Source organism: Nocardia sp. CNY236, assembly GCF_000482385.1.
Lineage (GTDB): Bacteria > Actinomycetota > Actinomycetes > Mycobacteriales > Mycobacteriaceae > Nocardia.
On sequence record NZ_AXVD01000022.1, the window covers coordinates 14,336 to 30,562 of the forward strand.

General features: G+C 64.8%; 10 protein-coding genes. 7 read left to right on the forward strand and 3 right to left on the reverse strand.

Features of this window, described 5'->3' with window-relative positions; translation table 11 throughout:
* Positions 1–634 precede the first annotated feature (634 nt).
* Positions 635–1,456 carry a hypothetical protein gene (locus K940_RS0114125; protein ID WP_028478082.1) on the reverse strand — a complete coding sequence of 274 codons (822 nt, stop codon included), beginning with the start codon at positions 1,454–1,456 and terminating at the stop codon, positions 635–637.
* A gap of 447 nt (positions 1,457–1,903) precedes the next feature.
* On the opposite strand from K940_RS0114125, the gene K940_RS0114130 reads away from it, so the two are divergent.
* The 4 genes from K940_RS0114130 to K940_RS28325 all read left to right on the forward strand — a co-directional run bounded on the left by K940_RS0114130 (position 1,904) and on the right by K940_RS28325 (position 11,710).
* A complete protein-coding gene (locus K940_RS0114130; protein ID WP_028478083.1) occupies positions 1,904–4,174 on the forward strand; it encodes a DNA polymerase III subunit gamma and tau in 2,271 nt (756 codons plus the stop codon).
* Between the two features lie 304 nt (positions 4,175–4,478).
* Positions 4,479–5,693 carry an acetyl-CoA C-acetyltransferase gene (locus K940_RS0114135; protein WP_028478084.1) on the forward strand — a complete coding sequence of 405 codons (1,215 nt, stop codon included), beginning with the start codon at positions 4,479–4,481 and terminating at the stop codon, positions 5,691–5,693.
* A gap of 40 nt (positions 5,694–5,733) precedes the next feature.
* Complete coding sequence (locus K940_RS0114140; protein WP_028478085.1) at positions 5,734–7,881, forward strand: 3-hydroxyacyl-CoA dehydrogenase NAD-binding domain-containing protein; 2,148 nt, start codon at positions 5,734–5,736, stop codon at positions 7,879–7,881.
* A 307-nt stretch (positions 7,882–8,188) separates the two neighbouring features.
* The gene (locus tag K940_RS28325) at positions 8,189–11,710 is read left to right on the forward strand and encodes a protein kinase (protein WP_369797510.1); all 3,522 of its coding nucleotides are present in this window, start codon (positions 8,189–8,191) and stop codon (positions 11,708–11,710) included.
* Between the two features lie 25 nt (positions 11,711–11,735).
* Here the strand turns inward: K940_RS28325 and K940_RS0114150 are convergent, their stop codons facing one another.
* Both K940_RS0114150 and K940_RS0114155 read right to left on the reverse strand, forming a co-directional pair.
* Entirely contained in the window at positions 11,736–13,052 is a 1,317-nt protein-coding gene (locus tag K940_RS0114150) for a class I SAM-dependent methyltransferase (RefSeq protein ID WP_028478086.1), read from the reverse strand.
* Complete coding sequence (locus tag K940_RS0114155; protein ID WP_028478087.1) at positions 13,049–14,512, reverse strand: FAD-binding oxidoreductase; 1,464 nt, start codon at positions 14,510–14,512, stop codon at positions 13,049–13,051. Before K940_RS0114155 ends, K940_RS0114150 begins: the two co-directional genes overlap by 4 nt.
* 206 nt (positions 14,513–14,718) lie before the next feature.
* On the opposite strand from K940_RS0114155, the gene K940_RS0114160 reads away from it, so the two are divergent.
* The 3 genes from K940_RS0114160 to recR all read left to right on the forward strand — a co-directional run bounded on the left by K940_RS0114160 (position 14,719) and on the right by recR (position 16,223).
* Positions 14,719–15,153: an SRPBCC family protein gene (locus K940_RS0114160; RefSeq protein WP_028478088.1), complete on the forward strand. Its 435-nt coding sequence runs from the start codon at positions 14,719–14,721 to the stop codon at positions 15,151–15,153.
* Positions 15,154–15,269: 116 nt separating this feature from the next.
* Entirely contained in the window at positions 15,270–15,602 is a 333-nt protein-coding gene (locus tag K940_RS0114165; protein ID WP_028478089.1) for a YbaB/EbfC family nucleoid-associated protein, read from the forward strand.
* Positions 15,603–15,614: 12 nt separating this feature from the next.
* Positions 15,615–16,223, forward strand: a complete 609-nt coding sequence (gene recR / locus K940_RS0114170; RefSeq protein ID WP_028478090.1) for a recombination mediator RecR — start codon at positions 15,615–15,617, stop codon at positions 16,221–16,223.
* Positions 16,224–16,227: the final 4 nt, after the last annotated feature.

Here is a 16,227-nt window from a genome sequence, read left to right on the forward strand (position 1 = left end):
GTCGGAGCGCAGCGAATGCCCGAGAGCTGGTGTGGCCGGACTCTCCGACTGCTTCGAACATCGTGCCTCGCTCGAGCTGAGCGAACGCGGGTGTAGCCGTCGGCATCGCCCTACCCCCGAATTCTGGATGTGAAGGGCCGCATAGGCCCTTGCCCTACCGACGCCGAGGGAGGCCGAGAGTGTTCATCTGGGATCCGTTCCGCGCTCGGTGGGAATGCGCTCGCCACAGAATGGCCGGTGGAATGCTCGCCGCGCGACATGACAGCTACTACGGCTTCGACCTCGGCCGCGCTGTTGGCGTCGGCTCAGGTGCGGTGTATCCACCGTTGGCTCAGTGAAAGTTGGAATGGATCGTTGGAGTGCGGTTGGCAGAACATCTCTGACCCGAGAGCAACACCGATACGGCCTCGCCCGCCACGGCATCTGCCACGCCGATGGTCGAACCGGTGGTTGGGTCCGCAGATGTAGGCTGCATGTCCACCCCCCATACAGCCATGCCCCCCGTTGATGCGGTTGCTCCTTTCTTTGCTCACTGATTCCTCCGGCGGTGGTTGGGACACTGCAAACAGAACCGTGTCGAGGTTTGTCCGACCCATCAGCTGTCGGTGCGTTCGTATCCAGGGATTTACGTGGATCAGCCGCGGGACCTTCGGATGGCCTTCGAGCCCCTGCGCCCGGGAATGGGCAGGCCCTCGCGCATGGTCACCCACCCGGCGGTGGTCAGCCAGAGCTGCTGGGCGCGGGCGTCGGCCGTGTTGTGGAAGATTCGTCGACCGCGGTCGTCGCGTAACTCCTGTGCGACGACCGACCAGCGTGGCGGATGGCCGTGCTCGTTCAGATAGTCCGTGAGGTAGGTCGCGATCACCGTGCCGATGGTGTTCACCGGGCGCAGCGACACCCGGTTGCCGTACTGCGCGGCATGGAAGCGTCGTGCGGCGCACAGGGAACGCGGGTTGGCGTTCGAGGCGATCCATCCGGCGCGCTGCGCGCGTTCGATCAACCAGAGATGTTTGACCGCCGCTGGCGGGACGTCGCCTACGCGCGTGCGGATGAGTGTCATGATCTGCTCGGTGCACAGGACGTCGCGTCGAGTGGGACCGAAGCCGTGCGCAGTCCAGTGAGCATCGGCGAGTTTGGCCAGCACCCGGCCGAAGTCGTCGATGCTGCGTTGAGCTCGCCGCCCGAGGCGCTCGATTCGTTCGGCTTGCCGCCGGATTTCGTTCTGCGTGTTCAGGGTGCGGATCGCGGCCATGGTCGGTACCTGGCCCCGCTCGAGGAGTTCCAGGATAGCGGTGGCGGTGGCCGGGTCGGCGGCCGCGGCGACCGGCAGCGAGTCCCGCTTGATCGCGAAGTCCGCCGGACTGATGGCCCGGCTCAACAGAGCAACAGCGGCGCGATCGTCCGCGAAGTCGGTACCGGACAGCCATGCGGCGGCGATGTTGTCACACGACGTCACTGTGGAGGTTCCTCCGACGGATGTGGGAATGGTCGCGCTTGTACCCCTGGACCGAACTCGTTGGTTGTGCCCCGGCCGGGATGAGGGACCGGCCGGGGTCACCAACCTGATGAAGGTTTGGCTACCGAAGTTGCCGCTTGTCACGTTAGCTAGCAGATTGCATCGCTGTCACTCATGGTGACGGTTTCGTTATGTCACCAAAGCCTCCACTATTCGGGTTTCGAGTCGCTTTCTCGAGCTATTAGCGGTGATTCGACATTGTTTTTCCGATTTACCCGAGTCGATGAAAGTGATTGCCCAATTGTTGCTAAAGTGTGCGCGGGGAATTCGACGCAAAGAAGGCGACCTGAATGTTGTGACTTGAATCACAAAACGGTGCGCCGTCGACGCTGGATCGCTGCGCTGGGTGGGGCAATGTTCGTCGGTGGCTCCCGGTAGCCTCGGACCGTGGCTCTGTACCGGAAGTACCGACCGTCGATGTTCGCTGAGGTGGTGGGTCAGGAGCACGTCACGGACCCGCTGAGCATTGCACTCGACACGGGCCGGATCAATCATGCCTATTTGTTCTCCGGCCCGCGTGGATGCGGAAAGACGTCGTCTGCCCGCATTCTCGCCAGATCGCTCAACTGTGTCCAAGGCCCGACATCCACGCCATGCGGCAACTGCCCATCGTGCGTGGCGCTCGGCCCGGGCGGACACGGCAACCTAGATGTCATCGAGCTCGACGCCGCGAGTCACGGCGGTGTCGACGACACCCGGGAACTGCGCGACCGCGCTTTCTACGCCCCGGCCGAGTCCCGATATCGCGTATTCATCATCGATGAGGCGCACATGGTCACCACCGCGGGATTCAACGCGTTGCTGAAAATCGTGGAGGAGCCGCCTGCACATCTGATCTTCATTTTCGCGACCACCGAACCGGACAAAGTATTACCCACTATCCGTTCGCGTACCCATCACTACCCGTTCCGATTGCTGCCGCCCTCGATCATGCGCGATCTCCTCGGCCGAGTATGTGAGCAGGAGGGGATTTCGGTCGACGAAGCGGTGTATCCCTTGGTGATTCGCGCGGGTGGCGGATCACCAAGGGATAGCCTGAGCGTGCTCGACCAGCTATTGGCAGGCGCCGGCCCCGAGGGCGTGACCTACGCCCGCGCGGTTGCACTGCTCGGAGTCACCGATGTGGTGTTGATCGACGATGCGGTCGAAGCGCTGGCCACCGACGATGGGGCAGCACTGTTCGGCACGGTCGACCGGGTGATGCAGGCAGGTCACGACCCACGCCGTTTCGCCGTCGACCTGCTCGACCGCTTTCGTGATCTGATCCTGCTTCGGGCGGTACCCGAAGCCACCGAACGCGGCCTGGTCACCGGTCCGGGTGACGTGCTCGACCGGATGCGCGAGCAAGCCGAGCGATCGGGTTCGGCGACCCTGACGCGGTATGCCGAGCTCCTGCACGAAGCTCTCGGCGAGATGCGCGGCGCCACCGCACCCCGATTGTTGCTCGAGGTGGTCTGTGCCCGCATGTTGCTGCCGTCGGTCACCGATGCCGAATCGGCTACCCTGCAGCGCTTGGAACGACTCGAGCGAGGGCTGGGGGGCAGGTCGTCGGATGCCTTACCCGGGGGTTCGTCACCGCCGGTGACGCCGTCGGAGTCGCCTGCGCCGAGAGCACCGGAATCGGCGCCGTCGCGGCGACGAGGTGCGGAGGCGTTGGCCGCGATGCGTAGAGAAAGCCGCGAGCAGGGTAGTGCCCGTGGCGACGCGACCGCGGGACGGGCGCGGCAGGACGCGGTGGACGTGCCCGACGTCGATGCTGCTGGTCCGTCGCGGACTGCAGGTGCGGGCGCCTCGCCCGGGGGTGCGACTGCCCAGGGCGCGCTGTCCGATCATCCGAGTGGATCCTCACAAGTCGTGTCCGCAGAATCCGTCGCGCACGACGAGAGCACAGGTGCGCTGCGCGGAGATGATCTGTTGCGTGTGGTGGAGGGCTCGTGGGCCGAGATCCGCGCCAAGGTCCGGGAATTCGGTGCGGCCGTGCAAGCGATGTTGGCCGGCGCAGCCGTCGCGCGGGTCGAGGACACGGTCATCGTGTTCGCGCATCAGCACGCGCCGCTGGCGCAGCGATTGTCGGATCCGCGGAACCTGGAGGCGGTGCGGGCGGCGACGCGGGCGGTGCTCGGGCACGACTATGACGTGCGGTGGGAAGTGGCTGCGCCCGCGCCGCGCGGTGTGCCGGCTCGATCCGCCGCTGCGGGGAATCGCACACACGAGTCGGCGGGTAGTCGAGTGGCGGGGCGCGGAGAATCCGGTCATCCGGCTGGACCTGCCGGCGCCGATACCACCACTCCACGTTTTTCCCGTCCGAGCCAGGCGAAGAACAGGGCGCAACCGATCGAGCCCGTCGACGAAGACCGGGTGGGGTCGCCCAACCCCTATGCCGATGACGATATCCCCCCACCGGATTATCCCGACCTGCCCGACGATCCCCGGCCGGTGGACTCTGCGCCCCACTACGCGCCGCCGCCCGACGGCGGGTCCACGACGCGTTCCGGCTGGGGTGAGCCGGGATTTATCCCGGCCTCGACACCGGAGGAAGAGCAGGAAATGCTGGCCGCCGCGGCCGAGCCGGTCGCTTCCAGCGATCGGCGTGACCCGGACGAAGTAGCGCTCGAACTGTTGAAGAGTGAACTCGGTGCTACACCACTGGATGGTTGAGCCCCTGGATGGTTGACAAGCGCTGTCGCGTCGACGTTAAGTTAACCGGAGTTCGCGCAGCGCGGTAACATCGGTGGGTAGTCGTCGACGTCGGTACGACCTCGCTCTATGGTATGCCCGGGTACACCTGGGTGGCCGAGGCGTACGTCCGATGTTGTTCGACCGGTTTGTACAGCGTTAGGAACGGTCGGTCGCAAGGCCGATCGGCGAGGTCAGCCGCAGCTGCGCCGCACCAACGGCGTGGCTGCACACCGAGGACGGACGAGGGTCCGGCCGTCGCACCTCTAGGAAGGAACACTCCGATATGACCACAGAGGCCTACATTTACGAGGCCATCCGCACTCCGCGCGGCCGTGGCAAGAAAACCGGCTCGCTGCACTCGGTCAAGCCGATCGACCTGACCGTTGGTCTGATCCAGGAGATGCGCCGTCGCTTCCCGAACCTCGACGAAGACCAGATCTCGGATGTGATCCTCGGCGTGGTCACCCCGATCGGCGATCAGGGCGCTGATATCGCGCGCACCGCGGCGATCGTGGCCGGCCTGCCCGATACCGTCGGCGGTGTCCAGATCAACCGCTTCTGTGCCTCCGGGCTCGAGGCGGTCAATATGGCCGCTCAGAAGGTCCGCTCCGGTTTCGACGATCTGGTTCTGGCCGGCGGCGTCGAATCCATGTCCCGCGTGCCGATGGGCAGCGACGGAGGCGCTTGGGGAATGGACCCGGCGACCAACTACGACACCTACCTCGTGCCGCAGGGCATCTCCGCGGATCTGATCGCTACCGTCGAAGGCTTCAGCCGCGACGATGTCGATGCCTATGCGGTGCGCTCGCAGGAACGGGCCGCCGCGGCAACCACCGGCGGCTACTTCGCCAAGTCGATCGTTCCGGTCAAGGACCTGAACGGCTTGGTCGTGCTGGACAACGACGAGCACATGCGCCCGGGCACGACCGCGGAGGCGTTGGCCAAGCTGCAGCCGTCGTTCGCCATGATCGGCGAAATGGGCGGCTTCGACGCGGTGGCGCTGCAGAAGTACCACTATGTCGAGAAGATCGATCACGTCCACCATGGCGGCAACAGCTCCGGCATCGTCGATGGCGCCGCGCTGCTGCTCGTCGGCTCCGAAGAGGCTGGAAAAGCCTCCGGTCTGACCCCGCGTGCGCGCGTCGTCGCGACCGCCACCAGCGGCGCCGACTCCACCATCATGCTCACCGGTCCGACCCCCGCAGCGAAGAAGGTGCTGGCCAGGGCTGGCCTGACCCTCGATGACATCGACTTGGTCGAGATCAACGAAGCGTTCGCCTCGGTGGTGCTGAAGTTCCAGAAGGACCTGGACATCCCGGACGAGAAGCTCAATGTCAACGGTGGCGCGATCGCCATGGGCCATCCCTTGGGCGCGACCGGTGCGATGATCACCGGCACCATGGTCGACGAGCTGGAGCGTCGCAACGGCCGCTACGCGCTGATCACGCTGTGCATCGGCGGCGGCATGGGTGTGGCCACCATCATCGAGCGGGTCTGACGCCCAACCGACAGCTGATAATTCAAGGAGACACAGAGCTGTGAGCGAAACCAACATGATCGGTTGGGAGCAGGATGCGGACGGCATCGTCGTGCTGACGATGGATGATCCGAACCAGGGCGCCAACACGATGAACGAGCTGTACCGCACCTCGATGGCCGCCACGGTCGACCGACTCGAGGCCGAGAAGGACAGCATCGCCGGCGTCGTGCTGACCTCGGCGAAGAAGACCTTCTTCGCCGGCGGTGACCTGAAGAACATGATGCAGGTGGGCCCGAACGACGCCCAGGCCCTGATGGACGAGCTGGCAGCGGTCAAGAGTCCGCTGCGTCGCCTCGAGCAGTTGGGTAAGCCGGTCGTCGCCGCCATCAACGGCGCCGCGCTCGGCGGCGGTCTGGAGATCGCGCTGGCCACGCACCACCGCATCGTGGCCGACGTCCCGGGTTGCCAGATCGGACTGCCCGAAGCAACGCTCGGACTGTTGCCCGCCGGCGGCGGCGTTACGCGCACGGTCCGCATGCTGGGCCTACAGACCGCCCTGATGCAGGTGCTGCTGCAGGGTCAGCGCAACAAGCCGGCGAAGGCCAAGCAGATCGGTCTGGTCGACGAGCTGGTGGGTTCCATCGAGGAGCTGGTTCCGGCCGCGAAGGCATGGATCAAGGCCAACCCGGACGCGGGCGTGCAGCCGTGGGACAAGAAGGGCTTCAAGATCCCCGGTGGCACCCCTTCGTCGCCGGCATTCGCGGCGAACCTGCCCGCCTTCCCGGCCAACCTGCGCAAGCAGCTCAAGGGTACGAACATGCCGGCGCCGCGCGCCATCATGTCGGCCGCAGTCGAGGGTGCGCAGGTCGACTTCGACAACGCGTCGCTGATCGAGTCGCGGTACTTCACGCACCTGCTCACCGGCCCGGTCGCGAAGAACATGATCCAGGCGTTCTTCTTCGATTTGCAGCACATCAACGGCGGGGGCTCGCGGCCGAAGGACGTGCCGAAGAAGGAGATCCGCAAGGTCGGCGTGCTCGGCGCGGGCATGATGGGCGCAGGCATCGCCTACGTCTCCGCGAAGGCCGGCTACGAGGTCGTGCTGAAGGATGTCTCGATCGAAGCAGCCGAGCGCGGCAAGGGCTACTCGGTGAAGCTGGAGGAGAAGGCTCTCTCCCGCGGCAAGACCACCGAGGAGAAGTCCAAGGCGCTGCTCGATCGGATCACGCCCTCGGCCGACCCGGCCGATTTCGCGGGTGTGGACTTCGTCATCGAGGCGGTCTTCGAGAACACCGAGCTCAAGCACAAGGTGTTCCACGAGATCGAAGACATCGTCACCGCCGACGCACTCCTGGGCTCCAATACCTCCACTCTGCCGATCACCGGGCTTGCGACCGGGGTGAAGCGCCAGGAAGACTTCATCGGAATCCACTTCTTCTCGCCGGTCGACAAGATGCCGCTGGTCGAGATCATCAAGGGTGAGAAGACCTCGGATGAGGCCTTGGCTCGAGTGTTCGACTACACCCTGGCGATCAAGAAGACTCCGATCGTGGTCAACGACAGCCGCGGCTTCTTCACCTCGCGCGTGATCGGCACCTTCGTCAACGAGGCGATCGCCATGCTCAGCGAGGGCATCGAGCCTGCGACCATCGAACAGGCCGGGCTGCAGGCGGGCTACCCGGCCGCGCCGCTGCAGTTGTCGGACGAGCTGAACCTCAAGCTCATGCAGAAGATCGCCAACGAAACCCGCGAGGCCGCGAGCCAGGGCGACGTCGCGATGGGGAGCAGACGGCACCCTGCGACGGACGTCGTCGACTACATGGTGTCCGAAGGGCGTCCGGGCCGGCTGGAGAAGGCAGGCTTCTACGAGTACGACGAGAACGGCACGCGGACCGGTCTGTGGCCCGGCCTGCGCGAACACTTCAAGACCACGACGGACTCGGTCCCGTTCCAGGATCTGATCGACCGCATGCTGTTCGTGGAGGCGATCGAGACCCAGAAGTGCTTCGACGAAGGTGTGTTGACCTCGACCGCCGATGCCAACATCGGCTCGATCTTCGGCATCGGATTCCCGGCATGGACCGGTGGTGTGCACCAGTTCATCGTCGGCTACCCGGGTGGCCAGGAGGCTTTCGTGGCCCGTGCCGACTATCTCGCCAAGCACTACGGTGAGCGCTTCGAGGTCCCGGCCTCGCTGCGCAAGTAGCCATCGCGTAGAAGGCAGCGGTAAGCCCGCCACCACGCCTGTGGTGGCGGGCTTTGTCGTGTCCCGCCCCATGCTGTCGACCTGCGCAGAGACGGCCCGGTCCCGTCCTCGAAGGAAAGAACTCCCCAGCGCTCTCGCGCCGCGCTAGGTTGGAGTATGTGTAGTCCCGGCCGGCGCCGTGACGTTCGGTTCGGGCTCGCAGCTGGTCTCTGGTTGGGTGCGAGGACGAGGTGATCCCGTGAATCCACAGGCGCATATGGGGCGGGACGAAGCCGAATCGACTGCGGCCGAATCGGTTACGCGCCTGATGGAGTCCGCTGATATCACCGATGAACTCGAGGCGATGGGCCTGTCCGGCGCGGTCGAAATCGGCCACGGTGGGTTCGGGGTGGTCTATCGCTGTATCCAGACCACCTTGGACCGGGTGGTTGCGGTCAAGGTGCTGTCCTCGGAGATCGATCCGGAGAGCAGGGGACGTTTCCTTCGCGAAGAGCAAGCGATGGGGAGGCTGTCGGGCCATCCGAACATCGTCGACATTCTGCAGGTGGCCGTCACCTCCACCGGCCTGCCGCTGATCGTGATGCCGTACTGCATGCGCGGGTCGTTGGAAAAGCTGATTCGGGATCAAGGTCCGTTGACGTGGTCGGACTCGTTGCGGGCGGGGGTGAAACTGGCCGGTGCGATCGAGAGCGCGCATCGTGCGCGCATCCTTCACCGGGACGTGAAGCCGGCCAATGTCCTGCTCACCGGTTATGGCGAGCCCCAGCTGTCCGACTTCGGTATTTCTCGGATTCCCGGCGCGTTCCGTACCTCCAGCAGTCTGATCACCGGGTCGCCGGCGTTCACTGCGCCCGAGGTGCTCAAAGGTGACGAACCGACCGTTCGATCGGATATCTATGGCCTGGGCGCAACATTGTTCGCCCTGCTCACCGGACATGCTGCTTTCGAGCGGCAGGTGGGGGAGCGGGTGGTTGCGCAGTTTCTGCGGATCACGACGCAGCCGGTACCCGACCTTCGGGAACAAGACATTCCCTCCGACGTGGCCGCCGCTATCGAAGAAGCCATGGCCCAGGACGTGGCGGCCCGTCCATCCAGTGCCTACGAGTTCGGTGAAATGCTGCGTGCGGCGCAGCGTGCGCACGGTGAGGTGCCCGACGAGATGGCGCTGCTGGATGCCGTGGCGCCCGAACCGGAACCGAAGCTCACAACGTCGGTGGGCGAATCGACGGTGGCGTGGTCGGGCTCCCAACCCGCGGTCACTGCGCGCCACAGTTGGCCGTTGACCCTGCGGCCGGTCAGGCCGCACCAACCTCCGCCCATGGCTACCTCGACGATGCCGCCGACTGCCGCGACCAAGTTTCGTCCGCCGAAACCCACGCACGAGCCGGTGCCGCGCCCGCAGTTGCTGGACATTCTGCGTGCGGGCGGTCGGCGCAGACTAGCTGTGATCCATGCTCCGGCCGGCTTCGGCAAGAGTACGCTGGCCGCGCAGTGGCGCGCCGAACTCGCCGAGCGGGGGGTCGCGGTCGCCTGGATCGGAATCGACCGCTACGACGACAACGAGATCTGGTTCTTGGCCCATCTGCTCCAAGCGATCCGGCGGGTACGTCCGGACGTCGGCAACGGATTGGACCGCGTCCTCGAGGAACGGCCAGCCGATGCCGCCGCCTTCGTCATCCCCACCCTCATCGACGAGATCCACAGCGCGGGCCAGACCATCGTGGTGATCGTCGACGATTGGCATCGCATTACCGACGCCGGGGCGCATCACGCGATGGAGGCCCTCTTGGACAGCGGTTGTCACCACCTGCGTTTCGTGGTGACCAGTCGAGAGCAGTCCGGCCTTCCGACGAGTCGGATGCGGGTGGAAGACGAGCTCGTCGAAATCGGTTCGGCCGCGCTTCGCTTGACCGAGGAACAGACCAGAGAGATCTTGGTGGAGCGAAATGGTTTTGCGCTCACCCCCGAGCAGGTCACCGAAATCCACACGGCCACAGACGGCTGGCCGGCCGCCATCCAGCTCATGAGCTTGTCGTTGCGCGGTCAGGCCGACCCCGTGGAGCTGATCGCCACCTTGTCCGAGGGCGATCATGGGATCCGCGAGTATCTGGCCGAGAACGTCCTGGACACGCTGGAACCGAGAATGCTCGAGTTCCTGATGTCGATCGCGGTGACCGAGCGGGTGTGTGGTTCGCTCGCCGCTGCGCTATCCGGCGAGAAGGACGCAGAGCAGCTGCTCGAACAGGCAGAGCAGCGCGAGTTGTTTCTCCGGCGCATCGATCACGACCCGGAATGGTTCCGGATGCAGCCGCTGTTCGCCGAGTACCTGCGCAGCCGGCTCGATCGCGTCGACCCGGAGAGATTGAAGTCGTTGCACCGCAAGGCTTCGCATTGGTACTCGCAGAACAAACTATTGCGCAAATCGGTCGATCACGCGCTGGCGGCGCAGGACCCGGAGATGGCCCTGGACCTGCTCGAGGGCGGCGGTATGGATCTGATCGACGGCTCGCAGCTGGCCACCCTGATGAACAGCGTGTCCAAGCTGCCTATGCAACAAGTCGCTTCACGCTCGAAGTTGCTCATGGCAGTGGCCCGAGCCAATATCACCCTGCAGGAGTCCGACGCAGCCCGCAATGCACTGAACCGGTTGTCGAATATCCTGGCCGGTGGCTCATCCAGCGATATCGACATGCGGATGCAGCGTTGCCAAGCGGCGGTGCTCGCCGCCTCGGACCAAGTTGCCCGTGACCATACCGATGGCGTGCTGGACCAGGTCGGCCACTGCTTGGAACATCCGAACGAATTGCCGGCGTGGACGGTTTCGGCGGCGGCGAATCTGGCCACATTCGTGCGGTTGTGCGAGTTCGATTTCGACGGTGCGATACAGACCCAGGTATGGGTCGAGCAATACCACCAGCGGTCGAAAGACCCGCTCGGCATCGTCTTCGGCCGATGCGGCCAGGGGGCCGCCGCGTACGAGCAGCTGGACATCGCCACCGCGGATCGGTGTCTGCGGGAGGCGTGCGAGGCTGCGCGGGAGCGGGCGGGGCCCCATTCGCACACCGTCCACATCGCCGGTGCGCTCCTGGGTGAGCTGAGCTATCGCAGCGGCGACCTGGACGCCGCCGATCGCTTGCTCGACGAGAGCCAGGACTTGGCCACTCGGATGGGATCGGTGGACTTTCTGATCTCGAGTTTTGTCATCGGAGCCCGCGTGAAGGCGATTCGTGGTGACCTGTTCACCGCAGCCGCTCGGTTGGACAAGGGCGCCCGCTTGGCCGCGGACAACCTGTTGTTCCGATTGAGCGCACGCATCGAATCCGAACGGCTGCGGCTGGGCTTGCCGCTGGACGCCACCCAACGCCGAAGCATCGACTTCGGCGAGCCCACGCCGTTGCAGGCGGGTCACCGCCTGACCGGGGCGGCGTTACTCACCGCAGAGGCCGAAGAGCTGGCGGCGATCCGTTTGCTACTCGCCGAGCGTGAGCAAGGCTCGAGAGATCGGGCGGTGCGCCGCGCCCGTGCACTGTACGACCATGTGCTCGAGCGGCGTCGTCCACGCGCGCAACTGGATGCCTCGCTATTGCTCGCGGAATGTCTGGCGGATGCCGGGTGGGTCGGCGAGGCTACCAAGCTGTTGCTACCTGCAGTGGCGACCTGTGCCGGCCTCGGTTGGACGAGGCCACTGTTGGACGCCGGCCCGGGCGTGGTCGGCATTCTGCGTGTCCTGCGCGTCGACCTTCCGGCGTCGACCCAGTTGGGCGACACGCACGTGCCTGCCGCGTTTCTGGACGAACTCCTGGACGACGCCGGAAGTCGGGCCGTGTGAGGCCGTCGAACCGGAACCTAGCGGACTACGGCTGCCACCAGTGCCGCAGCGGAACCGTCCAGCTACCGTCGTCGGGCAATTTGACACCGAGTACCTGGTGCAGTTGCACCACATTGCGCTGGAAGCCGAGTCGACAGCCGGCCATGTACAGGCCCCATACCTTTGCGGTTCCCTCTCCGGCCTCCGCGACGCAGGCATCCCAGTTCGCAACCAGGTTCTTGCACCATTCGTGCAGCGTCAGTGCGTAGTGCTCGCGCAGGTTCTCCTCGTGTAACACCTCGAGGCCGACGTTCTGGATCTCGGAGATGATGCGGCCCGAGCCGACCAATTCGCCGTCGGGGAACACGTAGCGGTCGATGAAATCTCCGGCCTTGGTGGTGCGGGTGTTACCCGGCCGGGTGATGCAGTGATTCAGGAACAAGCCGCCCTCGCGCAGCTTGCTCTTGATATAGGTGAAGTAGAACGGGTAGTTCTGCACGCCGATATGCTCGGTGAGGCCGATCGAGGACACCGCGTCGAAATTGTCCTCCGGGACGTCGCGGTAGTCGCAGTGGCGTACCTCGGCCAGATCGGCCAAACCCTCCTCGGCGATCTTCTTCTGAGCCCAGTCCGCCTGCTCCGTAGACAGGGTTGCGCCGATGACCTCGACACCGCGCTTCGCGGCATAGCGCACCATGCCGCCCCACCCGCAACCGATGTCCAGCAGTCGGTCGCCTTCCTTCAGCCGCAGCTTCTCGAATACCAAGCGGTACTTGTTCTCCTGCGCCTGTTCCAGTGACCACTCTTCATCGCCGTAGACCGCGCAGGTATAGGTCATCGACGGGCCGAGTACATGTTCGTAGAACGTATTCGACACGTCGTAGTGGTGGTGGATCGCTTCGGCATCGCGAGTCTTGGAGTGGCGCAGGCCCTCGAAAGCGATGCGCCGCCAGCGCGGAAGAGCTTCTTGCGGCGGCGGGGCGATCGGCTTGAGTCGCTCCCAGCCCAGCGAGCGCGCGATGGTGAGGAGGGCCAGTGCGGAAAGTCGGCGAAACTTCAGCCCCTCCATTGCCTTCAGGATGGCGTACGGATCGCCGGAGTGTACCCCGCTGGCGACCAGATCCCCGGAAATGTAGGCGCGGGCCATTCCCAGATCGCCTGGGGCCGTCACCAAGTAGTTGATCCCGCGCGGTGACCTGATGTCCAGCCCGAACGCGGAATCCTCCGGTCCGGTCGCACTGCCGTCATAAGCCGTCAATCGGATAGGAACCTCGCCCTCGATGAGGGTTTCGAAGATCTCGGCAATGCTGAGCTTGGTTCCGAGGTCGGCGAGGACATCGGAACGGTCCTTGAATGTCGTCATTTGCGTTGCACCGCCTTCGAATACAAATCCAGCAAACGCTGGTCGGGGTCGTAGCGTTTCTTCAGCTCGGCGAAATGTTTTCCGCCGTAGAGCGCTGCAAACTCATCCTTGTCGTAGAAGGAATCCGAGTACAGCGATTTATGTCCTTCGAAGTCGGTAACCGTGCGTTCGATGGCACGATTGGCGGCTCCTTCCTGTGCTCCGGGGACAATGGGAACCGACGACCAGAAGCCGACATTCACATAGGCCCGGCGCGGTTTCAGGGGATACAGCGGCCAGACCCGGTCGGTTGCCCGATCGTCGGGACCGGAATCACGTAAACGCAGCGGACACAGCCAGATCGGCTCGATGGGAATCTCGCGCAGAAACCATTCGACGAAGTCGGCGGTACGCTGCACCGGGACCTCGATGTCCTGAACCACCCGCTCCCGCGGCGGATTGCCTTTTCGAGCTTCGATCTTGTTTCCGATGTCGTATTTGTGGTCGAGTGCGACGAGCTTCCAGTAGAAGCTGCTGCGCCGGTAGGGTTTCGGCCAGAATCGGCGGATCTTCGGATTCTGTGCGCCGAACGCGCGTGAGCACCAGAACCAGTCGGTGTCCCACCGCCACAAGTAGTCGTGGATGGTCAGTCGATCGCGTTTGGGCGGCTGGGACGGGCCGTCGGCCTCGGCGCCGCGGTGCCGAATCGATTGGTAGTAGACGTCCATCCCGGTGTAGTCGCTGACCGGGCCCGGCTCGTCGGTTCGGCGGCCGAGCGTGAGATAGCTCTCTTCGGCGGAGAACACGACACCGTCGAGGTAGTCGACTGGTTCGCCGGCGTAGGCCTGGTCGGTGACGATGGTGGCGAGGGTCTCCTGCAGTGCGCGCAACGTGTGGAAACGCACATGGCGCAGGGCAACGTACGGTTGCACCGTCTCCAGTTCGATCTTCAGCCGGACGGCGTAGCCCAGGGTCCCGTAGGAGTTGGGGAACCCACGGAACAGATCGGCGTGCTCGTTGTCCCGGGTCGCCGTGACGATCTCACCCGCGCCGGTGAGCACGTCCATCTCGAGCACCGATTCGTGCGGTAGGCCGTTGCGGAAGGACGTGGACTCGATCCCGAGTCCGGTGACGGCGCCGCCGAGCGTGATGGTTTTGAGCTGCGGAACGACGAGCGGGGCCAGTCCATGTGGGAGGGTCGCAGCGACCAACTCTTCGTAGGTCGTCATGCCGGCGACCTCGGCGGTCTTGGTGACCGGGTCCACCGCGATGACCTTGTCCAGCCCGGAGACGTCGAGCCCGGCTGCGGTGTTCTGCGCCCTGGCTCGGAAAAGGTTCGACGTCTTTTTCGCCAACCGGACGGTGGCGCCGTCGGGTATTGCGCGGTAGCTCGCCAGAAGCCGATCCACACCCGCCCGATGCGCGGCAAATCCTGATTCCCGTGTGGCCGGCGCGCGTCCGGCCTTCCCTGACAGTCTCATTGCCACCCCTCGACGCTAGTACGGACCATTCTGCAGGGCCACCGCCAGGGTATGATCCGGGACAAGTGTCACGTATATGTTGCGAACGTCGGATGCGGAATTCTGCGAGAAGTTCGCCACACGCTCTGGCTCTACCCGCTTTTATTCGGTATATACAGGGGAACATGGCGACCCGTCGAGACGCCGCCCCGGACAAGGAGTTCATGGTGGGACTGGTCAGTGCCAGTAGTTCGATCACCGTGTCGGCGCAACCACAGCAGACGCTCGAAGCGATTGCCGACTACAGCAGCATCCGGCCGCGTATTCTCTCGTCGCACTACCGTGACTACGCGGTGATCGAAGGCGGCACAGGCGAAGGCACTGTCGCGCAGTGGACGTTGCAGGCCACTCAGAAGCGTTCCCGCAATGTCCGTGCCGTCGTCACGGTGTCGAATTCGGTTGTCACCGAGCGCGATGCGAATTCGACGTTGGTGACCACATGGACGGTCACCCCGGCCGGCTCCGGCTCGGAGGTCACCCAGCGTACGAGCTGGCAGGGTGCTGGCGGCGTCACCGGGATCTTCGAGGGTATCTTCGCGCCCCTGGGTCTGAAGAAGATCCAGGCCGAGGTACTCGAGAACCTGCGGCGTGAGTTGGCCTGACCACGGCCCGGACACCGACCGAGTTCCGGAGGACAACGTTCGGGATCGATCCGGCCGCGTCGAAACCCGGCGGGGTTAGGCTGGCCGATGACACCTTCTTCAGAGAGGATTTTCCCGTGCAGCCAGGCGGCGAATTCGATATGCAACAGATGCTCGCCCAAGCGCAGCAGATGCAGCAGGCGGTGATGCAGGCTCAAGCGGAGATCGCGGCGACCGAGGTGCAGGGCGTGGCGGGCGGCGGGCTGGTCGAAGTCACGCTCAAAGCCACGGGGGAGGTGGTCTCGCTGACCATCGACCCGAAGGCCGTCGATCCCGAGGATGTCGAGACCCTGCAAGACCTGGTGATCGGCGCGGTCAACGACGCGATGGCCAATGCACAGCGCCTTGCCGCAGAGCGGCTCGGGCCACTGTCGGCCGGGCTCGGCGGCGGTTCGCTGCCCGGTTTGTGAGCTGGGGCGCAGGTGTACGAAGGGCCCGTCCAGGATCTGATCGACGAATTGGGCAAGCTGCCCGGCATCGGTCCGAAGAGCGCGCAGCGCATTGCCTTCCACCTGCTGCATGTCGAGCCGCCGGACATGGATCGGTTGCAGGCAGCTCTGCAGAAAGTGCGTGATGGTGTGCGCTTCTGCGTGTTGTGCGGGACCGTTTCCGATGGCGAGCTGTGCCGTATCTGTGCCGATCCCAGACGGGACCGATCGATGATCTGTGTGGTCGAGGAACCCAAGGATGTGCAGGCGATCGAGCGCACGCGGGAGTTCGTCGGTCGCTACCATGTCCTCGGGGGCGCCCTCGATCCGCTCAGCGGCATCGGCCCCGACCAGTTGCGGATTCGAGAGTTGCTGGCTCGCATCGGAAACCAGGAGGACGGCGTCGACGTCGCCGAGGTGATCATCGCAACCGATCCGAACACCGAAGGTGAAGCCACCGCTACGTACTTGGTTCGGATGTTGCGAGACGTGCCTGGGCTGCGTGTGACCAGGCTGGCTTCTGGTCTGCCGATGGGCGGCGACCTGGAATTCGCGGATGAGCTCACACTCGGTCGGGCACTGGCGGGGCGACGCGCCCTATAGTCGG